The sequence below is a fragment of the Paraburkholderia lebeckiae genome, assembly GCF_050436325.1.
Classification (GTDB): Bacteria; Pseudomonadota; Gammaproteobacteria; order Burkholderiales; family Burkholderiaceae; genus Paraburkholderia; species Paraburkholderia tuberum.
In genome coordinates this window covers 3,517,357-3,543,669 of the sequence record NZ_JBNDLZ010000003.1, presented here as the reverse complement: position 1 = coordinate 3,543,669, position 26,313 = coordinate 3,517,357, and the positions used below count along the sequence as shown (strand labels likewise).

The following is a 26,313-nucleotide window of genomic DNA, read 5'->3' as shown; positions in this document are numbered from 1 at the left end:
GCGTGTTACCGGGCCAGAATCAGGCTGACATTGCTGCCGCCGAATGCGAACGAGTTGCTCATTGCGTACTGCGTGGCCGTGCCGCGCGGCAAATAGCGCGTGCCGTCGACGAGGTCGAGCGCGGGCAGCGCGGGATCGGCCTCGCCGTCCCACAGATGCGGCGGCAACGTCGCGTTCTCGCGCGCGAGCGTGAGCCACGCGAAGCCCACTTCGGTCGCCCCGGCCGCGCCGAGCTGGTGGCCGGTGAGCGGCTTGGTGCCGCTCGCGGCGACGCCGTCGGGGAATACGCGCGCCATCAGATGCGCTTCCATGTCGTCGTTCTTCTGCGTGGCGGTCGCGTGCAGATTCACATAGCCCACCGCCGACGCCGCGATGCCCGCGTCCGCCAGCGCCTCGCGCAACGCGATTTCGCCGCCGACGCCGTGCGGGTCCGGCGCCGAAATATGATGCGCGTCGCTCGATTCGCCGAGACCCGCGAGCCGCACCGCCGCTTCATCGCGACTCATCAGGAACACGGCCGCGCCCTCACCGACGTTGATGCCGCAACGGTTGCGGCTCATCGGATTGGTACGCACGCGGCTGGTCGATTCGAGCGACGCGAAGCCCTGCACGGTCAACTCGCATAGCGAATCGACGCCACCGACGACAACCGCATCGCACAACCGCAATTGCAGCAGCCGACGCGCCGACGCGAACGCCTTGGCACTCGACGTGCAGGCGGTCGAAATCGTGAACGCCGGCCCCTGCAGGTCGAGCGCGGCGGCCGCGAATGGCGCGGCGGTGCCGATTTCCATCTGCCGGTAGTTGAAGCTGCCCGGCAATTCGCCGGCTTGCGCGTGATAGACGAACGCGCTCTCGGCCGCCTCGATGCCTGACGTGCTGGTGCCGAGCACGACGCCGATGCGCTCAGGGCCGTAGCGCTCGCGCGCGGCTTCGATCGCGGGCGCGATCTGCGCGAGCGCCGCGAGCAGCAGCCGGTTGTTGCGGCAGTCGTAGCGCGCGAGATCGGCGCGCGGCGCGAGATCGAGCGGCGCAAGCACACTGCCGACGAACGCATCGCCGATGCCGGTATGCACGTTGCCCATGCCGCGCGAGCGCGCGGCGGCGAGCGCCGGCACGATCTCGTCGACATCGCCGCCGAGCGCGTTGATCATGCCGAGCGCGTGCAAATAAACTGATGGCGCGTTCATGCCGCCCTCCGTGATTCCGATGGCATGCCGATAGGCGCAAGCAGCACCGCGACCGCGATGCCGAGCGCGAGCGTCATGCCGAAGCTTCTGAGCGCGGGCATCGCGCTGATGCCGAGCATGCCGAACGACAACAGCGCAGTGGCCGCCGACAGCAACACGCCAGTCCACACCGCGCCGGGATTCGCATCCGCGCGCGAACAGCCTTCGCGCAGAAACACCGCATAGTTTGCGCCGACGCCGAGCACCAGCATCAGCGCGAGCCAGTTGAACAGATTGAGCGGCACGCCCGCATAGCCGAACACCGCCAACGCGACGCCGAGCGCGAGCAGCACGGGCAAAGTCGTCGCGATACCGCCGCGGGCTCCGTAGCGCAGCATCAGCAGCACGCACACGAGCGCGAGCGCGCCGCCCAACCACCAGCCGGTGTCCACGCGATAGGCGCCGAACAGCTTCGACACGCTCGCGGCCTTGTCGACGAACACGATGCCGGGTAAGCCGTGCGCGAGCGCGATCAGCGCAGGCTCGTTGCGCGGCGTCACGCCTTGCGGGATCACGACGGCGGCGTAGCCTGCCGGCGCATGCGCTCGGTTCGCCCGGTTCGATCCCACCGCGCCGAGCCACAGATGCCGATACGGCTGCGACCAGGGCGCCGCGAGCCAGCGCTCGACGGTGAGCGGCGCTGCCGGCTTCGCGAACGCGGCGAGCCACGCATCGGCGACTTCGTCCTTGAAGCCGGCTTGCAGCAGCGTCGCGCGCAAGGCGGCGGGGTCGTGGAACGCGTGCTGCGCGAGCAGCGCGCGATCGTCGTTCTGACGCTGCGCGGACGGTACGAACTGCGCGACCGACTGATAGCCGCCGACGCTATCCGCGGTGCCATTCAGCGCATCGAGCTGCGCGCCGAGCGCTTCGGCGCGTTGCAGCACCGCTTCCTGCGTCGCGCCGCGCACGACGAAAAACTGCGCGCTGTTATCGACGCCGACCGCTGCGCGCACTGTGTCTTCCTGCGCGACCAGCGACGCGTCGCGCTGGATCAGCAGATGAACGTCGTCGTCGCTCGTCAGACGCAGCCAGCCGGGCACCGCCGCGATCAGCAGCAGCGCCGCGACCAGCCACGCGCGTTTGCCGCCGAGCGCCTGCTGCCAGCGCGCGAGCAGCCGCGCCGCGCCCGCGAACACGCGTTGCGGGCTGCGCTTCGGTGCGCGCGTGAGCAGCGCGGGCAGCAGCGACAGCACCGACAGGAACGCGGTCGTGATGCCCACCATCGCGAAACACGCGATCTGCTTCAACGCGGGGAACGGCACCCAGATCAGGATCGCGTAGCCGAGCAGACTCGTCGCGAGCGCAACGCTGAGCGCGGGCCGCACCGTGCGCGCGCCGCGCCGCGCCTCCCAGTCGCGGCCCGCGCCGAGGTAGACGACGAAATACTGGATCGAATAGTCGACCGCCTCGCCGATCAGGCTCGCACCGAACACGAGCGTCAACAGATGCAGCTTGCCGAACACCAGCAGCGTCGCCGCGAGCGCGCAGACGATGCCGAGCGCCGTCGATACGAAGCCAAGCAGCAATAGACGCGGCGAGCGGAACACCCACGTCATCAGCAGCGCGATGCCGCACAGCGACGCGATACCGATGACGTGCACTTCGCGTTCGGATGCGCTGCGCGCGGCCTCGGCATAGAACACGGCGCCGGTGCGCGCCAGCGATACGTCGGGGAACGTCTGACGCAAGCTGCTTTGCGCATCGGCGAGCACCGCGCGCACCGCCTGCTGCGTCTTCGTTTCGTAGGCGGAGCCGGGCAGCGTCGCGACGATCAGCACGCTGGTCGTGTCGCCCTGCGCGTCGTGACGGTGCGCCACGAGCAGGCCGTCCTCGACTTCGAGATTCGACGTCGCGAGCGGCAGATTGCCGAGCCAGCGTTCGAGCCAGCCGAACGGATCGTCGGCGAGCTGGGTGCTGAGGCCGCCTTGCAGCGGGCTATAGATGCGTTGCGCGAGCAGGTCGTGCAGCGTCGTTGCGCTTGCGCTCGCGAGCGCGCTGCGATCGGCCGGCGCGAGCAGGCCGAAGCGGTACGGCAGATACAGTGCCGCGATCTGTGACAGGTCGAACGGCGGCAGCTCGGCCGTCACCGATGCGAATGCGCCGCTCTTTCGCAACGACGCGCCCAGTTGCTTCGCGGCCGCTTTTGCGTGTGCATCGTCGCGGCTCGTGACCAGCAGCACGGTGCGGTCGCCGAGCGCGCCGGCGAGCGTGTCGACCGCTTTTTCGGCGACGGGGTCCGCTTCGGTTGCGGGCAGCAGTGCGAGCAGATTGGTTTCGAGCGGCGACGCTCCCGCGAAGCGCCAACCGCAATAGAGCGCCGCCAGCAGCGCGAGCGCGAGCCATGCGGCACGCACGCCCCATGCGCGCTTTGCGGCTTGTTTCGCGGCTTGTTTCGCGGCTCGCTGCTGCGGCACCGCCATCACGGTGCTCCGAACAGGCTGCGCTCGTCCGGCGTCGGCTCGGCGACGGCCGTGCTGTTGGCGAACTCGAGCTTCGTCACGTCGCCGGTCGCGAGCGTGATGCGCAGGCTTTGCAGATAATCGCCGCCGCTCATGTCGAGGCCCTTGATCGACTGCGCGAGCTGCGGTTGATTCGGCGTGAGTCGCATGCGCCATTGCGCGGCGTTGCCTTCGGCACTCACGTCGAACTGCGAGTACAGCGCCGACAGATCGCCGCCGAGCATCGCGCGCATCATCTTCGACACCTGCGCGACGCCGCGCGTGGCCTGCGCGCTATGGGTGCTGACGCGATGGCCGCTGGCGTCGAGCTGCGCGACGTTAGCGTCGGTGATCACGTAAGTGGCCTTGTAGGGCGTGTCGATCTGCCAGATCACGCCGCGCTCGCGGAAGAACAGCAACGTGCCGTTGCTGACGAGCGGTTGCTTCATCGCGGCGAGCGTCTGCGTCTGCGTGAATCGCGCGCGCACGCCCTTGGGTTGCGCGAGATGCGCGGCGATCTGCGAGACCAGCGCGGCGTTGGCGTTGCTGGCGGCACGGTTAGCGGACTCGTTGGTCGGGGCTGGGTTGCTTGCGGTAGCCGCAGCGGCCGACACCGCTGGCAATGCGAGCGCCCCCATCACGCCGATCACCCCCGCGAGCCGTGACACGACGACTGTCAGCGCACGGCGATTCATCGTCCCCATACACGCTCCAGCTTGTCGAATACGACCGGCGGCGACACGAACTGCAATTCCTCGGTGGCGGCATCGACGGCGACCTGGATCGTATAGCCCTTCGTGAGCCGCGTGCCCGACGCGCAATCGACGATTTCATAGCCTATTTTCAGGCGGTTTTCGTATTCGAGCAGTTGGGCGCGCACTTCGAGCGTCTGTCCGTACACGGCCGGCCGCACGTATTTCAGATGCGCCTCGACGATCGGCCACAGATAGCCGGACGCCCGCATCTCGCGATAGTCGTAGTCGAACGCGCGCAGCAGCGCCGCGCGGCCCATCTCGAAGTACTTCAGATAATTGCCGTGCCAGCACACGTTCATCGCGTCGACGTCGTGAAACGGCACTTCGAGCGTCGCGCTGGCAGTCAGCACCTGGTTCAGTTTCGCGGCGTCGCTCATGCGTTGGCTCCCTCGCGATAGTCGTCCCTGTCCAGCAGTTCGCACCCGGCAATGCGCGCGGTCAACGCGCGCAACTCGCCTTCGAGCGCGCGGTCCTCGGCAACGAACGGCGAGCGCGCGCCGACGTCGTCGACAAACGCGCGCAGCGGCGCGGGCACCGGTGTCGCGCTGTCGATGCGCAAGCGCAAATGCACGGCCTGCACCGTCGCGAGCGTGTGCGCGGCGGCGACCTGCTCCGTCAATTCGAGCACGCGCAGGCAATCGCGCGCGGCGATCGTGCCCATGCTGACCTTGTCCTGATTGTGCGACTCGGTCGAGCGCGAAAACACGCTCGCGGGCATCGTGTTCTTCAGCGCCTCGGCGGTCCATGCGGACGACGAAATCTGCACGGCCTTGAAGCCGTGATTTATCGCGGCGCGTTCGGGCGCTGCGCCCGACAGATTGCGCGGCAAGCCGTTGTTGAAGTTGACATCGACGAGCAACGCGAGCTGCCGGTCCATCAGATCCGCCAGATTCGCGACGGCGACTTTCAGCGCATCCATCGCGAACGCGATATGGCCGCCATAGAAGTTGCCGCCGTGCAAAATGCGTTCGTTGTCGGGATCGATGAGCGGATTATCGTTCGCGCTGTTCAGCTCGTTTTCGACGTCGCGGCGCACCCAGCCAAGCGCATCGCGCGCGACGCCGATCACGTGCGGCGCGCAGCGAATCGAATAGCGGTCCTGCAGGCGATGCCCGGGCGTGTCGGCGCGGCCGGCCAGATCGGCGCGGATCCATGCGGCCGCTTCGGCCTGGCCCGCGTGCGGCTTCACCTCGAACAGCGTCGCGTCGAAGTGCGCGGCGCGGCCGTCGAGCGCGACGGTCGACAGCGCGGTCAAACGCGCGGCAAGCCGCGTCAGGTGCTCAGCGCGCGCCACCGCCAGACAGGCGAGGCCGGTCATCACGGCCGTGCCGTTCATCAGCGCGAGGCCTTCCTTCGGCGCGAGCGTCAGCGGCTCGACACCCAGCTCGGTCCACACGTCACGCGCCGCGCACAACCCGCCGGCGTACTGCACGTCGCGCTCGCCCGCGAGCGCAGCCGCCACATACGACAGCGGCGTCAGATCGCCGCTCGCGCCGACCGAACCCTCGGACGGAATCAGCGGCAACACACGATGATTGATCAAGGCCGCGAGGCGTTCGAGAAGCACCGTACGCACGCCCGAAAAGCCATAGGCGAGGGAATTGAGACGCGCGGCGATCACCGCGAGCGTTTGCGCGTCGTCGAGATAGGCGCCCATGCCGCAGCCGTGATACCGCGTCAGTTGCAGCGGCAACGCCTCGACGAGCGCCATCGGCACATCGACCACGCAGGCGTCGCCGTACCCAGTGTTGACGCCGTACACGGTCGCGCCGGCGGCCAACTGGCGGCGCAGGAACGCGGCGCCGCGCTCGATGCGCGCGCGCCATGCGGGATCGTCACTCAGCGCGACAGACGCCCGCCGTCGCGCAATCGCGACGACCTCTTCGATCGTCAGCCGGCGTGCACCGACGACGATCGGCGTGCAATCGGCATGAGCAGCGACGTCGGCATTCGCCACACCGCATGCGGGCCGCACATCGTTCAGATCATGTTCGGCCATTCGCGCCTCGCTTGGGGCTGGCCCAGAAATCGAAGAAGTTGAACCATTGATAAGGCGCCTTGCGACAATAGTGTTCGAGGCGCAGCGCGTAGCGTTGCGCCCACGCGGCCAGATGCTGCGTGCGTTCGCGGCGCGGCAGCTCGATGCGCTCGGCGAACGGCTCGAAGTACATGCGATAGCCGTCGCGTTCCTTCAGGCAGAAAAACAGGTAGACCGGACAGCCGAGCGCATGCGCGAGCACGTACGGCCCTTGCGCGAACGGCGCGCTCGCGCCGAGAAATTGCGCGTCGGTGGTGCGTCCCGCTTCGCGCGCCGGCACCCGATCGCCGACGATCACCAGCAGCTCGCCCGCATCGATACGTTGTTGCATCAGCACCGCCGTCTCGGGACCAAAGTCGCCGACCTCGAGCAGATGCCGCGCGAAGTCGCGATTCGATGACGCCAGCACGCGATTGAAGCGGCGCGCGTGCTCGGTGTAGACGACCGCCGTGACCTTCGCGTGCTCACCGCGCACGGCGAGCGCGCGCATCATCTCCAGATTGCCGAGGTGCGCGCCGATCACGAGCGCACCGTTGCCGCTCGCGATCAGTGCTTCGAACGCCGAAGGATCGTCGAACGTCACATCGGTTTCGTTGACGCGGCCGCTCCACGCGGCGAGCTTGTCGAAGCCCGACTGCGCGAACGCGAGCATATGGCGATACGCGGACAGCCAGCCCGGACGCGGCGTATCCACCGACGGCGCCACCGCGTTCAGACGCGTGAAGTAGTTGCCCGACGCGGCGCGCGCGGCGCGGCCCGTCAGCAGAAAATACGCGACGATCGGATGCAGCCACAGCGCGGTGAAGCGGCGCCCGAACAGCTTGCAGCTGAGCGCGAGCAGGCTCATGCCGAGGTGGCTGCCGCGTTCGGCGAGACGCCACCATGCTTCGGGCTGGGCTTCATCGATGTCGTCGGCCACCACGCCGCGGCGCGGCATCACCTTGTGCGCGAGCAGCATCGGCAGGCGCGACAGCATGCCGAACACGAGCCGCGTATGGCTGCGGCTGATGCGCACGTTGTCCCACAGCACGTCGAAATGCGACACGCCGTCGGACGCATAGGTGACGCGCGTCGCGATCGAGCGGAACGCGGCGCGCCGCCAGTACAGACGCACGAGGATCTCGATGTCGAAGTCCATGCGCGTCGGCAGCTGCACGCTGTCGATCAGCTCGCACGCGAGCGCGAGCGGATACAGACGAAAGCCGCACATGGAATCGCGGATCGTCAGCGACAGCGTCTCGATCCACACCCACACGTGGGTCAAGTAGCGGCCGTACAGACGTGCCTTCGGCACGCTGTCGTCGTAGATCGGACGGCCGAGAATCACCGCAGCGGGTTCAGTGCGCGCCGCGTCGATGAAGCGCGGCACGTCGGCCGCGTCGTGCTGGCCGTCGGCGTCGATCTGCAGCGCGTGCGTGTAGCCCGCGGCGCGCGCCGCGCGCAGGCCCGCCATCACCGCCGCACCCTTGCCGCCGTTTTCGAGCAGACGCAGCAGCGTCATCTGCCCGGCGTACTGCCGCGCGAGCCGGGCAAGCACCTGCTGGGTCGGCTCGTCGCTGCCGTCGTCGACGACGAACATCGGCAGGCCGTGCACCGCGAGATGCGCGACGGTCGCGCCGATCGCGTCCTTGTGGTTGTAGATCGGAATGACGATGCAGGGCGCGAACTTCATCATGCGTCCTCCCGATGCACGAGCACGCCCGACGCGCATTCGCGTCCGTCGAGCCGGTACGCGAACTGCACGCGCCGGCGCTCGAGGTCGTACGCGAGCGTGAGCTCGAGCACCGCACCGGGTGACACCGGCGCCATGAACTTCAAGCGGTCGACCGACGTCACCTCGCGCACCCGCGGCCAAGGCCCGGCCGCGATTCGCGCCGCCCAGTCGACCTGCACGACGCCCGGCAGAATCGGCAGGCCCGGAAAGTGGCCGGCGAAATGCACGAGCGACGGCGGCACGCGCAGCACGTAGTGCAGCGTGTCGCCGGCGCGCGTTTCGGCGAGCACTTCCATGCCCTCTGCGCGCGGCGCGAACGCGGCGGCCACCGCGCTGGCGGGCAGCTTGCCGCGCGCGTCGAACGGCAGACTGATGCGAAAACGCCAGTGACGCGGCAGCACGACCGCATCGAAGTAGTCGGCCAGATGCCGGCGCAGCGTTTTCGCGAGCGCGACGCGGCCTTCGTCGCGCAACGCCGCGCTGCCCGCTTCGCTCAGCGCGACCACTGCGCCGACCCGTTCGCGCGATGCGCCTTCGAGCGGCACCAGCGCCGCTTGCGCGACATACGGATGCAGCGCGAGACGCGCCTCGAGCTCCGGCAGCGATACGCGCTTGCCGCCGAGCTTCAGCACGCGGTCGAGGCGCCCTTGCAAACGGAAGCGCCCGTCGGCATCGAACGCGATGCGGTCGCCCGTGCGATGCCAGCCGTCGTGATCGAGATGCGGTGAACGCACGCACAGCGCGCCGTCGTCGTCGCGGCGCAGCTCGGCGCCGGCGACCGGCTGCCACGCGTCGCCCTGATCCTGGCGCCGCCACGCGATCCCGCCGGTTTCCGTGCTGCCGTAGATTTCGAGCGGCGCCGCGCCGAAGCTCGCCGCATAGGGCTGCGCGGCGTCGGCCGCGAGCGGACCACCCGACGAAAAGAACGCGCGCGGCGCGGGCGTCAGCGCGGCGAAGCCCGGCAACGCGGGCCAGCGCGATAGTTGCGCGGGTGTCGACACGATCGCCGTCGCGCCGCATTGCGCGATGCGCGCCTGCAGCTGCTGCGGCTCCATGCCGATCGCGCGATCGAACGCGCGGCCGGCCGCGAGCGGCCACAACACGCGAAACAGCAGGCCGTAGATGTGGTGATGCGGCACGCTCGCGAGCATCGTCGCGTTGCCGAGCAATCCACCCCACTGCAGTTCCAGCGTGTGCACTTCAGCGTTGAATTGCGCGAGCGTCTTGCGAATCGGCTTCGGCGTGCCGCTGCTGCCGGACGTGTAGAGCGTGAGCGGCGCGTGCGGGTCGATCGAATAGGCGGTGCTAGCGGCGGCATGTGCATGCGCCGATGCGACGAACGGCGGCAGATCCGCATCCGTCAGCATGAAGTCGTACGCGCCCGCGAGCTCGGCGAGATAGCCCGGCGTCGCATTGGCCGGGATCACCGGCTCCTTGCCGCACGCGAGCAGCGCGAACAATGCGCAGGCGAACTCGAACGGATCGTCGATACAGACCGCGCAGCGTGGCGCGTCGTGCATGCGCACGAGCTCGACCAAGCCCGCGACGCGCGCGCGAAACGCCGCGCGATCGAGCAGCACCGCGCCGTCGCGGCACACCGGTGCGGCAAGCGCATCACCCGCGACGAGCGCGGCGTCGGCCGACAACAGATCGTGCAACGCGATCACCAGGCCGCCTCCGAACCCGCCCGCGCGGCGCGCGGCAGCATGAAGAGGCGCCGCCACACGTACTCGCCGGCAAGCAGCGCGCCGATCAGCCCGTACGCGACGGCGCCGTTGTACAGCGACCAGCTCGCGCGGCTCCAATCGAGCGCCGTATAGGCGGAAAACACCCCGTTCAGCATGAAAAAGCCGCACCAGACCTGGGTCACGCGCCGCGTATAGCGCACCGCGCCCGGCGGCAGTTCAGGGCTGCCGAGGCGCGCGAATTTTTCGATCATCGACGGCCCGCGCACGAGCGTCGCGCCGAACGCGATCAGCAAACCGAGATTGACGAACGACGGATAGAAGCGCAGCAGCAGCTCGCTATCGGTGACGACGATCGCCACCGACGCGCAGCTCAGCAGCATCACCACGCCCCAGTCGAGCGCGGACAGCTGGCGCAGCGGCATCGCGACCGGACCGCCGCCGGCCCAGCGCTGCAGCCATACAGTCGCGAGCAGCAAGCAGCCGACGAGACGCGGCGCGTCCCAGTGCCATGCGCACAAAATCAGCGCGGGGTAAGCGAGTCTCAGCAGCACCTGCACGGCGGTCCTGCTCCAGTGAAGGCGCGTGCCGGATTCGCTTGCGGCGGGGCGTGGCTTTGACATCTGCGGGCGCGGGCGCGCGGGCGGCATCAGCCTTGCGCCGCGAGCAGCGATTCGACCGCGTCGATCACGTCGCCGACCGTGCGCACGGACTTGAAGTCCTCCGGCTTGATGCGGCGGCCGGTCATTTCCTGCAGCTTGATCGCGAGATCGACCGCGTCGATGCTGTCGAGATCGAGCTCGTCGAACAGGTGAGCGTCGGGTGTCACGCGCTCCGGCTCGATCGCGAAGTTTTCCTTGAAGATCGCGCGGATGCGCTCAAGAATCTCAGTCTCAGACACGGTTAATCCCCCTTCCTTGTGGTTTCGTTCGCAGCGTGCGCCGCTTCGCGCTGACTCTCGACCAACGCGGCGAGCGTGTTGATCGAGCGAAAGTGCTCGCGCGTGCGTTCGTCGTTCGCCGCGATGGTCAGTTGGTATTGTTTGCGCAGCACGATGCCGATCTCGAGCGCGTCGATCGAGTCGAGACCGATGCCGTCGGAACCGAACAACGGTGCATCGTCGTCGATATCGGCCGGGCTCAGGTCTTCGAGATCGAGAGCTTCGATCAGAAGCTTTTTAATTTCCAGTTTTAAAGAATCCATAATCGAACAGGTGCTGGGTAATGTGGGCTTCGACGGCATTCGTCACGCTGCGCGCCGCGATGGCCGCGCTCGTGTCGTGCGCGGCCAATTCGGCGATGCCGAGCGGCGCGAGCACGTTCACGCGCATCCGGAAAGCGCGCGCCGGCACGTCGTACCAGCGCATCTGCCGCGTGAACGCGGGCGGATCGCAATCCATCAACACCGGCACGATCGGCGCGCCGGCCTTCAGCGCCATATGCGCGAAGCCGCGCGAAAACGCGTGCAGCCGGTTCGGCGCGGGGCTGCGCGTGCCCTCGGGAAAAATGATCATCGTATAGCCGGCCGCGAGCTGCTTCGCGCCCGCGTCGACCAGCGCGGTCGCATCCGCGTTGCTCACGTATTCGGCCGCTCGCACGATGCCCCAAAAACACGGGTTGCGCCAGTGCGCGTGCTTCACGACACAGCACGCGCGCGGCGTCAGCGACAGCAGGACCATGACGTCGAGGTAAGTCGGGTGATTCGCGACGACGATCGCCGGCTCCCCGGCGCGCAACGCCTGTGCACCGGACACCTCGAGTTCCATCACGCCGAGACCGCGCAGCACCGCGACGAGCGCGCGGAAAAACCAGTGGATCACCGCGCTCACCGCGTGCTGCCGCGACGCGCGATGCGGCCAGAGCCACGCGAACGGAAACACCAGTACCGAAAACAGCACGCCGCACACGCCGAACCCGACGAAGGCAAGGCCGGTTGCGCATAGACGCCATGCGTAATCAAGCCGCCCGGTCATCCCACCTCCAATGCCATACCGCGCCGGCGCCGTGCCAGCGCGCGGGCTCGCCGGTTTCGAGGCAGTGCAGCAGCGCCTGGCTCTGGGTCGGAAAGCTGGCGGCATCGCTCGAGGCGGTCCGGGACGCATCCCGGGGGTCGCCCGCATCCTCGTCAGCGCGGCTCAGCGAGCAGACGATGTGCCCGGCCGACGCATCTTTCTCCAGCAACAGCGCGATCGCGCCGCCCTGCACTTCGTCTTCGATCGTGCCGTACGCGAGATCGGCCGGTTCGTCGGCATACACGAGCAACACCGGCGCATCGGCATGCGTCGCATATTGCGCATACGCTTCCAGCAGCGCATAGCCGAGCGTTTGCGCACCGGCCGACACCGCGCTCGCAGCCGAACGGTCGCCGCGCGCGATGCCGAACACGCCGGTCATCGCGTTCAACACCGACAGGCTGAACGCGGTCGGCGACACCGGCTCGCCCGCGCTGATGCTGCGCAGGATGTCGGTGGTGCGCCGCAGTTCGCCATGCCGCGAGGCGAACACCACGCGCGCTGGCTCCTGCGCCACACAGTCGTGCGCGACCTTGAGCGCCACCTTGGACAGCGTGCTGAGACGCCGCCGCACGATCGGCTCGATAAAGCCGATGTCGGGTGCGGCAGATGCGACCGCCGGCCAGCTAGACCAGCGACCGACCGGAATGGTCCAGTGCAGATCGGGCATATCGGTGTTCGCGCGTAGAAACGAGGAAAGGACTCAGGCGCCTGACGGAATACGCAGCCGTCACAGCAAGCGGCGCCGCGCGGACCGGAAACTTTCAGCCGGGATCGAGCAGTCTTCTTTGCGGGAAATACAGGATTATCGGCAATCGGCCCCAATCATTTAGGCTCCGCTGACAATCCTGCACACGGATTGTGGCTCGGGCTCCTTTTGTGGCCGAAATAATACTGAATATTCTGGATTAAATCAGCCAGAAAAGACGTATCCATCTGTATCCGCGTCCGCGAAACAACGGAATGTCAGGCGATTTGACGCCGCCGCCGACAATCGGCGAAACCCTTCATTCGACTTTCAGCGCATCTGTTACGGAGCGGTACGGCGCGATACCGGTGCGCCTGCGCAAGCAATCTTCGCCGCAACGGTACGTCCGCGCCTGCTATACTCCGGCCCTCATTGGGGAGTAGCCGCCCCGCGGCACGTCCGCACCGCTTCGCCGGTGCGTCGCACGTGTGGTTCGCGGGGGCGCCTGTCAACAGACTTGGCCTGCACGGCCATGGCAGTCGCAGCCTCTGGCCTGGCGAGACCGATGATCCACACGCGCCGCAACAGGGCCCGGCGTGTCGTGGGTCGTCGCTCGTTCATCTTCGGCCCGGGGAATCCATTCAACGTGAATCAAGCTTTTCTGATTTCGACCGGAGCGGTCGCGCTCGCCGAGATCGGCGACAAGACGCAACTGCTGTCGCTCGTGCTGGCCGCGCGCTATCGCAAGCCCGTGCCGATCATTCTCGGCGTGTTCGCGGCGACGCTGATCAATCACGCGGGCGCCGGCGCGCTCGGCGCCTGGCTCGGCTCGATGCTGACGCCGACCATCATGCGCTGGGCGCTGGCGGCGTCGTTTATCGGCATGGGGCTGTGGATTCTCGTGCCCGACAAGCTCGACGACGAAGAAGCCAACACGAACCGCACGCACTTCGGCGTGTTCGGCGCGACGGTCGTCACCTTCTTCCTCGCGGAGATGGGCGACAAGACGCAGATTGCGACGGTCGCCCTCGCCGCGCGCTTTCACGATTTCTTCGGCGTGGTGGCCGGCACGACGCTCGGCATGATGATCGCGAACGTGCCGGCGATCCTGCTCGGCGACCGCTTCGCGCATCGTCTGCCGACCACGCTCGTGCACGGCATCGCCGCGGTCATGTTCGTCGTGCTGGGCGCGATGGCTTTGTTCGGGGTCGGGGTCTGAGCTACTGCGCGGCCTTCGGCGCCGACGCCGCGCCCGCGGGGGGCGCCGCCGCCGGCAGCGACACTTCGTTCGCGTTCGCGCCGCCACCGCCGCCGAGCGGAATCTTCACGGTGTGCACCGCGCCGTTGGCCAGCGGGAAATCAGCCAGCGCGCTACGCGCAAGATATGGCATTGCCCGCACCAGCGACGACTCCTCGCCGAAATTGCGCGCCGTGACGTTGTAGACCTCCCGGCCGCTCGCGCGCTCGGTGATCCGGATGCCGAGCAGATGCGTGAACACTGGATAGCTCTGGTCCACGTACGTCGCCGGGAAAGGCCCCCACGGTCCCCACGGATCGAACGGCCGGCCCCAGTAAGGACCGGGCCACGGGTTGTAGTAGACCGGCTGCGCGACGGTCACGATGTCCGAGCGGATGCCATAGGCGAGCTCGACCAGATAACGCGCGTCGTCGTGCGCGACTTCGCGGAACGCGTGCAAGGCGAGTTCGTTCGCGACGATCCGCTCGTACGCGCTCAGTTCGAGATTGTTCTTCTGATCCTCGTGCCGCGTGAAGGCATAGGTGCGCGTCGCGTCGCTTCCGCTCCAGTCCGAGAACGCCGTGACCTGCGTGGTCACGTAGGTCGTGCAGCCGGATAGCAGCACCGTCAGCGCGACGAACAGCGGCGCGACGCGGCGGGTCCATCGATCGATGTTCATGGTTTGCCTCGTGATGCCTCTGATTGCATCTATTCTGCTTCAGTTAAAACTCTGCTTCAGTCGAGATTATTCCGTCGCGCGATCCGCTGCCCGGCGGACGATCCCGGCGCTCCGCCACGCGCGGCGCCCGATAATACGCTGACCTCGCCAGCCGGTAAAAGGTTCTTCCCCTGTCCGTCGAAAGCGGCAGCGCTACCCGGCGCCGAGACTCCGCCACCTTCCCTTCCGCACGATTGCCCGAGGCTTTGTACAATGAGTCGACCAAGCCCGGCTCGCGCGCCGTTTGCGCGCCCGACCGCTCGAGTACACCACCAAAGAACGCCATGGCCGATACCGCAACGCCCAATGTGATCCGCCGCGCCGATTACGCGCCGCCCGCCTTCCTGATCGACACCGTCGCGCTGGAGTTCGATCTGGTCCCCGAACGCACGGTCGTCAGGAACACGATGCGTGTTCGCCGCAACCCGGATGCGTCGCGCGCCGCGCATCTCGAACTGATGGGCGAGCAACTGGAGTTCGTCAGCGCCGCGATCGACGGCAAGCCGTTCCCGAACGCGCACCCGCACGAGCACGGCCTGTTACTCGACGACGTGCCGGACAGCTTCGAGCTGACGCTCACGAGCATCTGCAATCCCGCGGAAAACACCACGCTGTCGGGGCTATACGTGTCGAGCGGCAACTTCTTCACGCAGTGCGAGGCCGAGGGCTTTCGTCGCATCACCTATTTCCTCGACCGCCCCGACGTGATGGCGAGCTTCACGGTCACGCTGCGCGCGAGCAAGGCCGACTATCCGGTGCTGCTGTCGAACGGCAATCTTCTGGAACAAGGCGAGTTGCCCGACGGCCGCCATTTCGCGCGCTGGGAAGACCCGTTCAGGAAGCCGAGCTATCTGTTCGCCCTCGTCGCGGGCAAGCTCGTCGCGCTCGAAGAACGCGTGAAGACCGGCTCGGGCAAGGAAAAGCTGCTGCAGGTGTGGGTCGAGCCGCACGATCTCGACAAGACCCGTCACGCGATGGATTCGCTGATCCACTCGATCCGCTGGGACGAACAGCGCTTCGGGCTCGAGCTCGATCTGGACCGCTTCATGATCGTCGCGGTCAGCGACTTCAACATGGGCGCGATGGAGAACAAGGGGCTCAACATCTTCAACACGAAGTACGTGCTCGCGAACCCCGAAACGGCCACCGACAACGACTTCGCCAACATCGAGGCGGTGGTCGGCCACGAGTACTTCCACAACTGGACCGGCAATCGCGTGACGTGCCGCGACTGGTTCCAGCTGAGCCTGAAGGAAGGCCTGACGGTGTTCCGCGACCAGGAGTTCTCGGCCGACATGGCGGGCGGCGCCACCGACGAAGCCGCGCGCGCGACCAAGCGCATCGAGGACGTGCGGGTGCTGCGCCAGATGCAGTTCGCCGAGGACGCGGGCCCGATGGCGCATCCGGTGCGCCCGGAAAGCTACGTCGAGATCAACAACTTCTACACGATGACCGTCTACGAGAAAGGCTCGGAAGTCGTGCGGATGTATCAGACGCTGTTCGGCCGCGACGGCTTTCGCAACGGCATGGACCTGTACTTCAAGCGTCACGACGGCCAGGCCGTGACCTGCGACGACTTCCGTCACGCGCTCGCCGACGCGAACGGCCGCGACCTCGCGCAGTTCGAGCGCTGGTATAGCCAGGCCGGCACGCCGCGCGTGTCGGTGCGCACGCGCTACGACGCCGCGCAGCAGCGCTACAGCGTGACACTGCGCCAGGGCTACGGCGATGCCGTGCCGGCCGCGCGCGAAACGCAGAAGGGGTCGCTGCTGATTCCGTTCGCGATCGGTCTGATCGGCAAGGACGGCCGCGACCTGCCGCTGCAGCTCGACGGCGAGGCGAAGGCGTCGGAGTCGACCACGCGCGTGCTCGAATTCACGCAGACCGAGCAGACCTTCACGTTCGTCAACGTCGGGCAGGAACCGCTGCCGTCGCTGTTGCGCAATTTCTCGGCTCCGGTGATCGTCGAATACGACTACACGGGCGAACAGCTCGCGTTCCTGCTCGCGCACGACAGCGATCCCTTCAACCGCTGGGAAGCCGGCCAGCGGCTTGCCACGCGCGAGTTGCTCGCGCTGGCCACGCGCGCGGCCACGGGCGCGGCGCTGCAGTTCGACGACTCGGTGGTCGCCGCGTTCGCGCGCGTTTTGACCGACGAGACGCTGTCGCCGGCGTTCCGCGAGCTCGCACTGATGCTGCCGTCCGAAGCGTATCTCGCCGAGCAGATGGCCGAATCGAATCCGGCCGCGGTGCACGCGGCACGGCAGTTCGTGCGCAAGCGCCTCGCGAATGCGCTGCGTGACGACTGGCTGAAGGTCTACGAGCAGCATCGCACGCCGGGCGCCTATGAAACGACGCCCGAGGCCGCCGGTCATCGCGCGCTGAAGAATCTCGCGCTGTCGTATCTGACCGAACTCGACGACTCCGCGGACGCCGTGCGCCTCGCGGCCGCGCAATATGAAGCGGCGAACAACATGACCGACCGCGCGGCCGCGCTGTCGGCGCTGCTCAACGCGGCCGCACCGCAAGGCGGCAGCCCTGAGGCGCAGCACGCGCTCGACGACTTCTATCGACGCTTCGAGAAGGAGCCGCTCGTCATCGACAAATGGTTCGCGTTGCAGGCCACCCAGCGCGGCGGCGCACGACATCCGGTGATCGATACGGTGCGCAAGCTGATGACGCATCCGGCCTTCAACCTGAAGAACCCGAACCGGGCGCGTTCGCTGATTTTCAGCTTCTGCGCGGCGAACCCCGCGCAGTTCCACGCGGCAGATGGCTCCGGCTACGCATTCTGGGCCGACCAGGTGATCGCGCTCGACGCGCTCAATCCACAGGTGGCCGCGCGCCTCGCGCGCTCGCTCGAACTGTGGCGACGCTTCACGCCGGCGCTGCGCGACAGCATGCGCGCGGCGCTCGAGAAAGTGGCCGCACAGGTCAAGTCGCGCGACGTGCGCGAGATCGTCGAGAAGGCGTTGGCGTGATGCCGCTCTGAGTTCTCGAGTCACATCGGAAAGCCGGCACGCGTTGCCGGCTTTTTTTCGCGTTGTTTTCAGCTGCGTTCACGCGCTCGTGTCGCGCCGTTAGCCGCTTGGCCGAGTGTTCATCGGACCTCGCCGGGCAGAAAGTATACGTGCAGGTTTGATGGTTTGCATTTAACGCAAGCGTTATACGATTCGTATGATCGCGACATTCGCAGACAAGGCCACCGCAATTTTCCACGCTCGATCCAGGCGCTAGCGCATCGCAAGTTGCTGATGATCGACGCCGCGAGCTCCGTCTCGAATTTGCACGCGCCGCCCGGAACCCGGCTCGAAGCCTTGCAAGGCCAGCGCAGCGGGCAATGGAGCATCCGCATCAATGCGCAGTGGCGCGTCTGTATTCACTTCGTCGACGAGGACGCGCTGAATGTCGAGATCATCGCCTATCAATGACTACTGGGAGACCAACATGGTCATCAAACGCTCCGCGCTCAACAGCATCGATTTCTCCGACGTCGATACGGGCGCGGCCATTGCCGGGATCCATCCGGGCGAAATTCTGCGCAGCGAGTTCCTCGAGCCGCTCGGCATGTCCGTCAACGCGCTCGCGCTCGCGCTGCGGGTGCCGGCGCCGCGCATCAACGACGTCGTGCGCGGCCGCCGCGCAATCTCCGCCGATACCGCACCGCGGCTCGAGCGCTACTTCGGCGCCAGCGCGCAGTTCTGGCTCAATCTGCAAATCGCCTACGACCTGCGCGTCGCCACCGCCGCCGCCGGCGAGCAGATCGAACGGGAAATCGAACCGATGCCGCGCGCCGAGCGCCCGAAACTACCCCGCGTGCCGGCCGGACACGCCCGGGCCGCGGCCCTCGCGGCCAGCGTCAGCGGCACCGTCTCCGCCAAGGCGCGCCGCAAGACCTGAAGCCGGCCGTGCGACCAAAAGCACGGAGCCGACACAAACGAGCGGTTAGAATCCCATCATTCTTCTAGCCTTCCGGAGTACAGCAATGTCTTTGCAACGTCGTACCACTCTCACGAAGTACCTGATCGAGCAGCAGCGCGAAACCAACAACCTGCCCGCCGACCTGCGCCTGCTGATCGAAGTCGTCGCGCGCGCGTGCAAGGCGATCAGCTACCACGTCAGCAAGGGCGCGCTCGGCGATGCGCTCGGCTCGGCGGGCAGCGAAAACGTCCAGGGCGAAGTGCAGAAGAAGCTCGACATCCTCTCGAACGAAATTCTGCTCGAGGCGAACGAATGGGGCGGCAACCTCGCGGGCATGGCCTCCGAGGAAATGGAACAATTCTTCCCGATTCCGGCCAACTATCCGAAGGGCGAATATCTGCTCGTGTTCGATCCGCTCGACGGCTCGTCGAACATCGACGTGAACGTGTCGATCGGTACGATCTTCTCGGTGCTGCGCTGCCCGGACGGCCATCAGGCCACCGAGCAATCGTTCCTGCAGCCGGGCACGCAGCAGGTCGCCGCGGGCTATGCGGTGTACGGCCCGCAAACGGTGCTCGTGCTGACCACCGGTAACGGCGTGAACTGCTTCACGCTCGATCGCGAGCTCGGCTCGTGGGTGCTCACGCAAAGCGACATGCGCATTCCCGTCGAAACGCGCGAGTACGCGATCAACGCCTCGAACGAACGCCACTGGTATCCGCCGGTTCAGCAATACATCGGCGAACTGAAAGCGGGCAAGGAAGGTTCGCGTCAGGCCGACTTCAACATGCGCTGGATCGCGTCGATGGTCTCCGACGTGCATCGCATCCTGAGTCGCGGCGGCATCTTCATGTACCCGGCCGACAAGCGCACGCCGGACAAGCCGGGCAAGCTGCGTCTGATGTATGAAGCCAATCCGATGGCATTCATCGTCGAGCAGGCCGGCGGCGCCGCAACCAACGGCGAGAAGCGCATTCTCGACATCCAGCCGAAGAGCCTGCACGAGCGCGTCGCGGTGTTCCTCGGCTCGAAGAACGAGGTCGATCGGGTGACCCGCTATCACAGCGAGGCGAAGAAGTGATCTCGCAAGAAAAAATGCCTCAAAGGGGCTTGCCAAGCCACTAAAGTAGTCCCTATAATCTCGCTTCTCCTGATGCCGGAATAGCTCAGACGGTAGAGCAGCGCATTCGTAATGCGAAGGTCGGGGGTTCGATTCCTCTTTCCGGCACCAACAGATTCAAGCACTTAGCCCAGTCACTGCGACTGGGCTTTTTGCTTTCTGGATTCCATGTAGGCGCAGTGTAGGTTTTTCCCGTCAACGCGCCGCCACTCTGTGGGACCGCAATTCACGATGAGTGGGTTCACCACTAACCACGAGCCAGCATTTCACCTAGACTCCACTCGTATCAAAACAATATTGGGCTGGCGCGATGCTACTCGAACACCAAACGACAGACGAGGTGGGGAACCGAGGCGGCAATGCGGCCACATTCATCAACGATGACGGTACACCCGGAACATGGCTTCACGTAATACCTGAGCCAGACCGGCGTAAGGCGTTCGCGTATCGAGCAGGTATCGGGTTCGCGGTAGCTTTCGCCTTATGGTTGCTCCAGTACACGAATGGCGTCCTCGACTTGCCCCACGGCTGGTTCGGCATTGTGCCCATTTCCATCGGGCTTGCCCTCGGTTTCCGAGCCTATCGCAAAAGCACCGTCCGCCAATTCTCCACTGTCCACGTTCGCAACACGGAATTGCAGCGCTTTAAGAGGGCTCGTCGGTGGTGGTACTGGGCAATCGCCGCGGCTTCTTTGATATGGTGGCTACAGCCCGAAGGAGCCCAGTTTACCGACTACTGGTGGTACGCTTGGCCCGCCTTGCCTTTCGTCGTGGTCGGTCTCGGCCTGTATCTGCGCAAAGGCGATGCGGTGTTGACCCCGGCAGCAACAAAGGCAAAGGCGCACTACGACTCGCTCCAGCAGGCCAGGCGGTCCGCATCGGCTGATGTATTCTTCGAGTCGCCGTTCTTACGCTACCCGCTCGCCGCGCTCTCTCTCTACGGCGCGTACTACTTCGGCACGGTTTCCGGCTACAAACACAGCGGTTGGGGTGCGGCGGCAGCTATCATGCTGGCAGCCATGCTCGCGCGCGAGTTGTCCATATGGCTACTTTTCATCGCTTTGTTCGGAGGCATCGCATGGGCAGCGATTGCGGGCATCTCGGCGTTGCCAACAAGTGCGGCCATCGTCATCGGTGCGCTCATCATCGCGAGCGCAATCAAAAAGTGACGGGATTTTCGCGGGCGGGAACGTCATTGAATCTTGGCTGGCTATGCAATGCGTAAGGTCGGACGGCATTGGCCCGCCACATGACTCTTCTCTAACGTCGGAGAGGTCAGCGGGACTGTACCGCAATGCCAGGCCTTGCCGCTATCCGGTACGGGGCGTACACGCTCGATGCTGCCCCACCAGGCACGAGCGCCCCTCTTAGGGACTCAAGAAAACTCAATGCGCCTGGCGGCAACGCCTTGCGTCGGTGTCGTTTCCGCGAAGCCCCCCGAAACCGTGGATACCGCAATGGATACCGCGCGACTGGCTACCCCGCCTTTTCGTGGAAACACGGTGGAAACAGTGGCACTGGAAATAGGCGTTTTCCGTGGTAACCATGCGCCGGTAACCATGGTTTTCCGTGGCAACCAGCGTGGCAACCTGGCCCCTGACAACCCCGTTTTCGGTGCGAACCAAGGTGCGAACTAACCTCGTTTTCCGTGCGTACCGCGCTGCGTACCTCGCCGGCGCAGCTTCTTTTTTTTGCTCTTGCCACCTGCTACTGCCACCTGCCACTTTTGCTGTTACAGCGCCCAAATTACGAAGTAGGCGATTCGTAATAATGCTCGTAATCGACAGGTTTCGGTGCGGCACTTGTGCGGATTTATCTGCGAAGTTATTCGTTCAGAAACGAGGGGGGGGGCGCGAAACGCTACCCCCTTGCGGCACAGGGCTTTTCGGTCAATCAACCGTCCCGAAACGGGTGAAGAAATGCGCGGAAAAATTCGGCGTTTTCTCCCGTCGAAGTCGTCTTCGATAGAATCTGGGGAGCGAACAAAAACCAAGAGGGGATCATGATGAATCGTTTGTGGATTGCTGCATTGCTGGCGGTGCCAACGCTGTCGTTTGCCCAAGGGATTCCAGAGAATTGCCGTGCACCGATGGCAAATTTCATGGAGCTGTCAGCTATACCGCAATTGCTCCACCTCCCTTCGGACGGCCCGAAAATCATGGGAATCGTCCCGTCCGGCAATTCCCACGCACGCGAAATCGGCAATGGTCTCTATCGAATCGACTGCACGATTTCAGTTTCTTGGGATGACGGCCACGTCGACGAGAACTATCACTTCAGCGCATGGGAGAAGCCGGACGGCGGCGATGGCGGCAGTTATGGTCCCAGTCGAACAGCTTCTGCCAACTCGTCCGCGACCGAGCGGCAGGCTAATCCGCTGACTGTCGAACAGCGAGTCGCTGCGGCCGTGACAGCGCATGGCAGTGACAGCATGATATGTAATCCATCGCGCGACAGATACGAGTGCGGTACGCCTGTGGTGAACATCGGAAGACTGGCCGCTGCCTTGCTATCAACCGCAGGCATGCAGGCAGCGTGGACAAATAGCGGTGGTCTGCCTGTGAAATGGACCAAGCAGAGCGATATACCTAGCCGCGACGGCATCCTGGTGTTTGAGAACGGCGCAATTGGCGATATTCATATCGCACCTAAGAGTGACGGCTTGACCCAAATAGGCATCAGCACAAACGATTGCACGTCCACCGATTCGAGCGTATGCACCGGCGATATTCTCCAATCACTCGAAAGGGCCGGTGTTACCGTACAGCGGGTGTGCTATGGCGACTCAGGTCGGCAGTATCAGGTATCGGGGCCGCGCGGAGTGCCCGCCGTGATTACTTGGCGCGTTTCCCGGACTGATATGGTGAGGGTGCGCGCCGCCACTACCTTCATGGAGATTTTTCCCGGCATGACGACGGAACAAGATGCCACCGCCGTCCACGGATGCAAGGACGACATGGTTATGTGAAGCCAGCGCCTCGCGCGCGGAACGGTCTTCGTCAGGCGCACCTCGTCGATTCTCGGCATGGCGGCAAAGCGTCAAACCTGCTTCAGCCGCTCCCCGCACGCGCGCAGCAGGTCATTCACGCGCCGCTGTTCCTCCAGCCACTCCGCCGACCGCATGCCGTGCTTGGTCGCATTGCCTGCGGCGGCTGTTTTGCCCTCTTCAGTTTTCGGCCCGGTTGACCGCTCCCACGGCTTCCATCGCCTGATTGCCTCGGCCTGCTTCGCCCGCCGCTCCGGTGTCCAGCCATTCGCCATGCTGATGCTCCAATAGTTTGTTCGATTGGTCGTCACTTTCCTCGTGCGCGCGCGCAACGGTCGGCGGCGCGGTCCCGTTATTCACCTGCACGTTGTGCCCCACGTTCTGCTGCTTCACGAACGCCACCGGGCGCGGATTCTTTATCTCGGCCAGCGCTTCGAGCGTCGAGCGGCACTGGGCTTGCGCCTTGAGCGCGAGCCGTAGATTGGCCTCCATCTGATTCAGGTACTCGCTGTGCGCCGCCTTGCGCGCTAATTGGTTGAACATCATGTCCAGCGTGTTCGCCTGCGTTATCAGCATGGCTTCCACCGTGGACAGGTCGCCAGCCTTCACGGCGTCCGCCTGCTTTCGTAATTCGCGAGCGTAGGCGGTCAGGTCCAGCTCGGCCCCGAACATCGGCTCCGCGTACTTCCGGCCTGTCACAGCGCCACGAATCACCGCGCTTGATGCCATTACGGCCCCGCGTTCCTCGGCGTCTTTAAACACGACCTGGGATAGATGCAAAGCCTTCGGGTCACGTTTTGCTGGCGGCGCGCTATCGGTTTTCGGCGCATCGTTAGCTGCGGCCTTCTTCGTCGCTGCCATGTCATGCCCTCCGGTCTTGCCCTTCGCTCTTGACTTCATGCCCACGGCATCACCTCCCGGACGATTACCGCCGCGCGCACCATCAGCAGGTGAAGGGACGCCACCGCGCCGCCGATAACTCTCCGAACGTCACTCATCAGCGCCTCCCGCCTCGGTCAAGTTCGCCAAGTCCGCCATGTTTTCAACGTTGGCGGTGTTGGCGGTGTTGGCGGGGTTGGCGAAGTTGGCCGACTTCGGCATGCTCCAATACCATTTGCCACCATCGCCCCGGCGCTTTTTAACGGCCACCTTTTCGGATGCGCGCTCCAATGTCCGTTTGGCGATGCCCGCCTCTTTCGCCTCTGCGTACACCGACTTACTCGGCACAACGTCCGAGCCAAGCACCTGTTGGATAAAGTCGGCGGCGGCGTCCAATGCGCTCGCCTTGTTGTCGTCGTCCTCGTTCGGGTCGCTCAGAAGCTCGCGCGCGGAACCCGCCACGGAATTGCCCCATGCCACATATGAAGCGTGAATGCCTGGCACCGGCTCCGATTGCTCCAAACGATATTCGAACCCACCCTCGTCCGGCCCGATGTTGGACTTCGAGCGAGCCAGGATGCGGCGGTCCTCGCCTTCCTCGCTTTTCACCTTCGCGGCCACCAGCACTACGCGAGCAACGGCGGTAAATGCAATCGAGCCAACTACCCGCTGTGTAGGGTCGCCGCCTTGCCCGCCCTTCGAAAAGTGCGTGATGCCCACAAGTGCGGCGTTCATGCTGGCGGCAAGGTCAACCAGCGGCTGCAACGCGCGGCGCGTCTCCGTGTTCTTGTGACTGTCGCCGGTGACGGCGGATACCACCGGGTCAACGATAATTAGACGGACGTTGCCGATGCGCTCGCACTGCTCCTGAAGCGCCAGCATGTCGCGGCTTGGGTCGAATGAGTGCAGTTCGCCCTTCACACGGGCACCGGTCACGAAAAACACCCGGCCAGCGTTGGCACCAGCGGCCAGCAGGCGCGGCAGCAGGGTATCGGCGGGGTCATCCTCACCGGACCATATGAGCACGTTACCCGGCGCGCACCGGGAGCCATCCGGCCAACGGTCGCCGCTCGTCACGGTCGCAGCGAAGCTGATTGCAATGGTCGTCTTGCCCTGCCCAGGCGCACCGGCCAGGATATGCAGCTTGCCCATAGCGAGCCAGCCGTTCCACAGCCAGCGCACCGGCTCAGGCTTCAGGTCAGAACCATTCACCAGCACCACGCCGTCGCGGACCGGCTCAGACTTAACGATACGCTCAGCATTGGCAAGAACGCTCCGCATTATTTCAACAGGTGCATTCATGCGGCCTCCTTGAGTACGTCGTTCAGGTCGTTTTCTGCCTGCTTCGTCATGAACACCTCGCATCCATCGGCGGCCCACCGTTGCGCGCACGTGTGAGCGGCATCAATTCCAGCGGGGTCGTTATCCGCACCGATAGTCAGCGACTCGATACCCGGCAGGCGGGGCAGCGCCTTGAGGTTCCCGGCGTCGATGCAGGCCCACACCGGCACATAGGCCCACGCGAGAGACAAGGCAGACTCGATACCCTCAGCGATGCCAAGTCCGACCGTTACCGCCTCGTCAGGCCACAGGCGAATCACGCCGCCCTGTTTGCGATGGCCGCCCAGCAGCAGGCGCGGCGGGTCAACGTCCGCTTTGCGACCATCGGCGCGAATCCACGTGCGATGAAGCGAAAGCGGCTCGCTGGTCACGGCGTCAGTGACCAGCGCCACGAGCGCAGGGCCAACATACCCGGTCGGATGCTTCAGCGAAACGTTATAGCGAAGGTCGCCATCAGCGGGCGGGATGCGGCAGCGACGCGCCGCCAGATAGTCGAGAGCAACGCCGGAAAGCGGTTTGCAGTCCTTCCAAAGCTCGCGGCCATAGTTGGACAGCGTGTCATGCTTTGCGGTCGGCGGCGCGGCCTTGATGCGCGGCTTGCTCGGCGTCGTGAGATGCGCGCCTCGCTCCGGGCGATAGCTTTCCGTGAAGGCGCAGCGGAAACAATGCGCCACACCCGCGCCGTCCGCCTCAATGGTCACGCCCAGCGTCTTGTCACGCGGACCACGCCCGCACGCAGGGCAGCTCATGCGATGGTTGCCGATGTCGTAAGCGTCGAAATTAACCATGAGCGCCCCCGAACATGTCGCCCTGGCGCGGGTCAATGCGGCGCACTTTGTTCAGCTTCGCAGCAGTCTCCTTGGCTTTATCAGCACCCTTGCGGCGCTTGCTGGCGGCAGTCTTCACGTCGTCAATCCATGCGCGCGCGCCAGCGACAAACGCCGCCTCGCGTGCTTGGGCAGTCAGCCAGTAGACCGAAACCCACGTAACGCGGCCGTCGTTCGTGCCGGCGGCAATATCGCGACGCTCGATGGTCCAGCCGTACTTCGCTTCGAGGTAGTAAATGAAGGCGGCGGCGCGGGTCGTGGACTGTTCAAAGACTGCTTCCATTCCCGTGATAGCCTGACCTTCCAGCAGCGCGGCCAGTACGCTCGCGGTCACGGTATTCTTGCGCGCGGGCAACGTGCCTGCGGTATGATTGCCGTGTCCCTCGGCGCTCGTTGACTTCGGTTGGCGGGCGTTTTTCATTTACGCGCCCTTCGCCAGCTTATCAAGGGCATCCGCCGGCCACATCAAGCGACCGTTCGGCATCTTCACCGGACGCAGCGAGAAGTACGCGCCGGTCTGGCAAAACCGTTTGCGGATGGACTGCGGGCGAATAGAGAGGAGCGCCGCCAGCTCCTCGGTCGTGATGGGGCGGCGCGCCTGAGTCGCCGTAAGTTGTTGTGCTGTCATGTGATGCACTCCAAGGTTGCGCGACTCAACGCGAATCGCTTGGAGGGCAATTTGCCGGCTACCTCTGAGCCTTATGATTCCCATCGGGAATGGGAAACC

General features: G+C 65.4%; 25 protein-coding genes, 1 tRNA gene and 1 riboswitch. Of the genes, 8 read left to right on the top strand and 18 right to left on the bottom strand.

Annotated elements, in window-relative coordinates; translation table 11 throughout:
- Positions 1–5: 5 nt before the first annotated feature.
- From OKW44_RS34375 to OKW44_RS34320, 12 genes are read right to left on the bottom strand one after another with little or no spacing between them, the layout of a single operon-like run.
- Entirely contained in the window at positions 6–1,190 is a 1,185-nt protein-coding gene (locus OKW44_RS34375; protein WP_018421425.1) for a beta-ketoacyl-[acyl-carrier-protein] synthase family protein, read from the bottom strand.
- Positions 1,187–3,649, bottom strand: a complete 2,463-nt coding sequence (locus tag OKW44_RS34370) for an MMPL family transporter (RefSeq protein ID WP_018421426.1) — start codon at positions 3,647–3,649, stop codon at positions 1,187–1,189. The genes OKW44_RS34375 and OKW44_RS34370 overlap by 4 nt, the downstream gene beginning before the upstream one ends.
- Complete coding sequence (locus OKW44_RS34365; protein WP_018421427.1) at positions 3,649–4,371, bottom strand: outer membrane lipoprotein carrier protein LolA; 723 nt, start codon at positions 4,369–4,371, stop codon at positions 3,649–3,651. The genes OKW44_RS34370 and OKW44_RS34365 overlap by 1 nt, the downstream gene beginning before the upstream one ends.
- Positions 4,359–4,799: an acyl-CoA thioesterase gene (locus OKW44_RS34360; protein WP_018421428.1), complete on the bottom strand. Its 441-nt coding sequence runs from the start codon at positions 4,797–4,799 to the stop codon at positions 4,359–4,361. Before OKW44_RS34360 ends, OKW44_RS34365 begins: the two co-directional genes overlap by 13 nt.
- Positions 4,796–6,421, bottom strand: coding sequence for an HAL/PAL/TAL family ammonia-lyase (locus OKW44_RS34355; RefSeq protein ID WP_018421429.1), 1,626 nt, complete (start codon positions 6,419–6,421; stop codon positions 4,796–4,798). Before OKW44_RS34355 ends, OKW44_RS34360 begins: the two co-directional genes overlap by 4 nt.
- Positions 6,408–8,132: a glycosyltransferase family 2 protein gene (locus OKW44_RS34350; RefSeq protein WP_026225979.1), complete on the bottom strand. Its 1,725-nt coding sequence runs from the start codon at positions 8,130–8,132 to the stop codon at positions 6,408–6,410. Before OKW44_RS34350 ends, OKW44_RS34355 begins: the two co-directional genes overlap by 14 nt.
- Positions 8,132–9,841, bottom strand: coding sequence for an ApeI family dehydratase (locus OKW44_RS34345; RefSeq protein WP_026225980.1), 1,710 nt, complete (start codon positions 9,839–9,841; stop codon positions 8,132–8,134). Before OKW44_RS34345 ends, OKW44_RS34350 begins: the two co-directional genes overlap by 1 nt.
- On the bottom strand, positions 9,838–10,509 hold the full coding sequence (locus tag OKW44_RS34340) for a COG4648 family protein (protein WP_018421432.1): 672 nt from the start codon (positions 10,507–10,509) through the stop codon (positions 9,838–9,840). Before OKW44_RS34340 ends, OKW44_RS34345 begins: the two co-directional genes overlap by 4 nt.
- Positions 10,509–10,760: an acyl carrier protein gene (locus OKW44_RS34335; protein ID WP_018421433.1), complete on the bottom strand. Its 252-nt coding sequence runs from the start codon at positions 10,758–10,760 to the stop codon at positions 10,509–10,511. The genes OKW44_RS34340 and OKW44_RS34335 overlap by 1 nt, the downstream gene beginning before the upstream one ends.
- A gap of 2 nt (positions 10,761–10,762) precedes the next feature.
- Entirely contained in the window at positions 10,763–11,062 is a 300-nt protein-coding gene (locus OKW44_RS34330; protein WP_018421434.1) for a phosphopantetheine-binding protein, read from the bottom strand.
- Positions 11,037–11,831 carry a lysophospholipid acyltransferase family protein gene (locus tag OKW44_RS34325; protein WP_018421435.1) on the bottom strand — a complete coding sequence of 265 codons (795 nt, stop codon included), beginning with the start codon at positions 11,829–11,831 and terminating at the stop codon, positions 11,037–11,039. Before OKW44_RS34325 ends, OKW44_RS34330 begins: the two co-directional genes overlap by 26 nt.
- The gene (locus OKW44_RS34320; RefSeq protein ID WP_018421436.1) at positions 11,815–12,540 is read right to left on the bottom strand and encodes a beta-ketoacyl synthase chain length factor; all 726 of its coding nucleotides are present in this window, start codon (positions 12,538–12,540) and stop codon (positions 11,815–11,817) included. The genes OKW44_RS34325 and OKW44_RS34320 overlap by 17 nt, the downstream gene beginning before the upstream one ends.
- A 440-nt stretch (positions 12,541–12,980) precedes the next feature.
- A riboswitch (yybP-ykoY riboswitch) is annotated at positions 12,981–13,194 on the top strand.
- A 10-nt stretch (positions 13,195–13,204) separates the two neighbouring features.
- Between OKW44_RS34320 and OKW44_RS34315 the strand changes: the two genes are divergently transcribed.
- On the top strand, positions 13,205–13,777 hold the full coding sequence (locus tag OKW44_RS34315) for a TMEM165/GDT1 family protein (RefSeq protein WP_026225981.1): 573 nt from the start codon (positions 13,205–13,207) through the stop codon (positions 13,775–13,777).
- A 1-nt stretch (position 13,778) separates the two neighbouring features.
- Here the strand turns inward: OKW44_RS34315 and OKW44_RS34310 are convergent, their stop codons facing one another.
- Entirely contained in the window at positions 13,779–14,474 is a 696-nt protein-coding gene (locus OKW44_RS34310; RefSeq protein WP_018421438.1) for a DUF4136 domain-containing protein, read from the bottom strand.
- Between the two features lie 323 nt (positions 14,475–14,797).
- Between OKW44_RS34310 and pepN the strand changes: the two genes are divergently transcribed.
- The 7 genes from pepN (at position 14,798) to OKW44_RS34275 (ending at position 22,521) form a co-directional block, all read left to right on the top strand.
- Positions 14,798–17,494, top strand: a complete 2,697-nt coding sequence (gene pepN, locus OKW44_RS34305) for an aminopeptidase N (protein ID WP_018421439.1) — start codon at positions 14,798–14,800, stop codon at positions 17,492–17,494.
- 273 nt (positions 17,495–17,767) lie between these two features.
- Positions 17,768–17,944 (top strand): type II toxin-antitoxin system RelE/ParE family toxin, encoded by a 177-nt coding sequence (locus OKW44_RS34300; protein ID WP_239499143.1) that lies wholly within the window; start codon positions 17,768–17,770, stop codon positions 17,942–17,944.
- A 16-nt stretch (positions 17,945–17,960) separates the two neighbouring features.
- Positions 17,961–18,413 (top strand): HigA family addiction module antitoxin, encoded by a 453-nt coding sequence (locus OKW44_RS34295; RefSeq protein ID WP_018421440.1) that lies wholly within the window; start codon positions 17,961–17,963, stop codon positions 18,411–18,413.
- An 85-nt stretch (positions 18,414–18,498) separates the two neighbouring features.
- Positions 18,499–19,515 (top strand): class 1 fructose-bisphosphatase, encoded by a 1,017-nt coding sequence (locus OKW44_RS34290; protein WP_018421441.1) that lies wholly within the window; start codon positions 18,499–18,501, stop codon positions 19,513–19,515.
- A 74-nt stretch (positions 19,516–19,589) separates the two neighbouring features.
- Positions 19,590–19,665 (top strand) — tRNA-Thr (locus OKW44_RS34285).
- 406 nt (positions 19,666–20,071) lie between these two features.
- Entirely contained in the window at positions 20,072–20,722 is a 651-nt protein-coding gene (locus OKW44_RS34280; RefSeq protein ID WP_162633982.1) for a hypothetical protein, read from the top strand.
- Positions 20,723–21,555: 833 nt separating this feature from the next.
- Positions 21,556–22,521: a hypothetical protein gene (locus OKW44_RS34275; protein WP_162633983.1), complete on the top strand. Its 966-nt coding sequence runs from the start codon at positions 21,556–21,558 to the stop codon at positions 22,519–22,521.
- 198 nt (positions 22,522–22,719) lie between these two features.
- Here the strand turns inward: OKW44_RS34275 and OKW44_RS34270 are convergent, their stop codons facing one another.
- The 5 genes from OKW44_RS34270 to OKW44_RS34250 all read right to left on the bottom strand — a co-directional run bounded on the left by OKW44_RS34270 (position 22,720) and on the right by OKW44_RS34250 (position 26,214).
- On the bottom strand, positions 22,720–23,400 hold the full coding sequence (locus tag OKW44_RS34270) for a hypothetical protein (protein ID WP_018421444.1): 681 nt from the start codon (positions 23,398–23,400) through the stop codon (positions 22,720–22,722).
- A gap of 129 nt (positions 23,401–23,529) precedes the next feature.
- Positions 23,530–24,720 carry an AAA family ATPase gene (locus OKW44_RS34265; protein WP_018421446.1) on the bottom strand — a complete coding sequence of 397 codons (1,191 nt, stop codon included), beginning with the start codon at positions 24,718–24,720 and terminating at the stop codon, positions 23,530–23,532.
- The gene (locus tag OKW44_RS34260; protein ID WP_239499137.1) at positions 24,717–25,460 is read right to left on the bottom strand and encodes a DUF7146 domain-containing protein; all 744 of its coding nucleotides are present in this window, start codon (positions 25,458–25,460) and stop codon (positions 24,717–24,719) included. Before OKW44_RS34260 ends, OKW44_RS34265 begins: the two co-directional genes overlap by 4 nt.
- A gap of 79 nt (positions 25,461–25,539) precedes the next feature.
- Positions 25,540–26,007, bottom strand: a complete 468-nt coding sequence (locus OKW44_RS34255) for a helix-turn-helix domain-containing protein (protein WP_018421448.1) — start codon at positions 26,005–26,007, stop codon at positions 25,540–25,542.
- Positions 26,008–26,214, bottom strand: a complete 207-nt coding sequence (locus OKW44_RS34250) for a hypothetical protein (protein WP_018421449.1) — start codon at positions 26,212–26,214, stop codon at positions 26,008–26,010.
- Positions 26,215–26,313 lie beyond the last annotated feature (99 nt).

Bases quoted from the DNA above. Each gene is read 5' to 3' on its own strand.
- OKW44_RS34375 (WP_018421425.1), bottom strand. From the start codon at position 1,190: ATGAACGCGCCATCAGTTTATTTGCACGCGCTCGGCATGATCAACGCG.
- OKW44_RS34370 (WP_018421426.1), bottom strand. From the start codon at position 3,649: ATGGCGGTGCCGCAGCAGCGAGCCGCGAAACAAGCCGCGAAACAAGCC.
- OKW44_RS34365 (WP_018421427.1), bottom strand. From the start codon at position 4,371: ATGGGGACGATGAATCGCCGTGCGCTGACAGTCGTCGTGTCACGGCTC.
- OKW44_RS34360 (WP_018421428.1), bottom strand. From the start codon at position 4,799: ATGAGCGACGCCGCGAAACTGAACCAGGTGCTGACTGCCAGCGCGACG.
- OKW44_RS34355 (WP_018421429.1), bottom strand. From the start codon at position 6,421: ATGGCCGAACATGATCTGAACGATGTGCGGCCCGCATGCGGTGTGGCG.
- OKW44_RS34350 (WP_026225979.1), bottom strand. From the start codon at position 8,132: ATGAAGTTCGCGCCCTGCATCGTCATTCCGATCTACAACCACAAGGAC.
- OKW44_RS34340 (WP_018421432.1), bottom strand. From the start codon at position 10,509: ATGCCGCCCGCGCGCCCGCGCCCGCAGATGTCAAAGCCACGCCCCGCC.
- OKW44_RS34330 (WP_018421434.1), bottom strand. From the start codon at position 11,062: ATGGATTCTTTAAAACTGGAAATTAAAAAGCTTCTGATCGAAGCTCTC.
- OKW44_RS34325 (WP_018421435.1), bottom strand. From the start codon at position 11,831: ATGACCGGGCGGCTTGATTACGCATGGCGTCTATGCGCAACCGGCCTT.
- OKW44_RS34320 (WP_018421436.1), bottom strand. From the start codon at position 12,540: ATGCCCGATCTGCACTGGACCATTCCGGTCGGTCGCTGGTCTAGCTGG.
- OKW44_RS34310 (WP_018421438.1), bottom strand. From the start codon at position 14,474: ATGAACATCGATCGATGGACCCGCCGCGTCGCGCCGCTGTTCGTCGCG.
- pepN (WP_018421439.1), top strand. From the start codon at position 14,798: ATGGCCGATACCGCAACGCCCAATGTGATCCGCCGCGCCGATTACGCG.
- OKW44_RS34300 (WP_239499143.1), top strand. From the start codon at position 17,768: ATGATCGACGCCGCGAGCTCCGTCTCGAATTTGCACGCGCCGCCCGGA.
- OKW44_RS34295 (WP_018421440.1), top strand. From the start codon at position 17,961: ATGGTCATCAAACGCTCCGCGCTCAACAGCATCGATTTCTCCGACGTC.
- OKW44_RS34290 (WP_018421441.1), top strand. From the start codon at position 18,499: ATGTCTTTGCAACGTCGTACCACTCTCACGAAGTACCTGATCGAGCAG.
- OKW44_RS34275 (WP_162633983.1), top strand. From the start codon at position 21,556: ATGATGAATCGTTTGTGGATTGCTGCATTGCTGGCGGTGCCAACGCTG.
- OKW44_RS34270 (WP_018421444.1), bottom strand. From the start codon at position 23,400: ATGGCAGCGACGAAGAAGGCCGCAGCTAACGATGCGCCGAAAACCGAT.
- OKW44_RS34265 (WP_018421446.1), bottom strand. From the start codon at position 24,720: ATGAATGCACCTGTTGAAATAATGCGGAGCGTTCTTGCCAATGCTGAG.
- OKW44_RS34255 (WP_018421448.1), bottom strand. From the start codon at position 26,007: ATGAAAAACGCCCGCCAACCGAAGTCAACGAGCGCCGAGGGACACGGC.
- OKW44_RS34250 (WP_018421449.1), bottom strand. From the start codon at position 26,214: ATGACAGCACAACAACTTACGGCGACTCAGGCGCGCCGCCCCATCACG.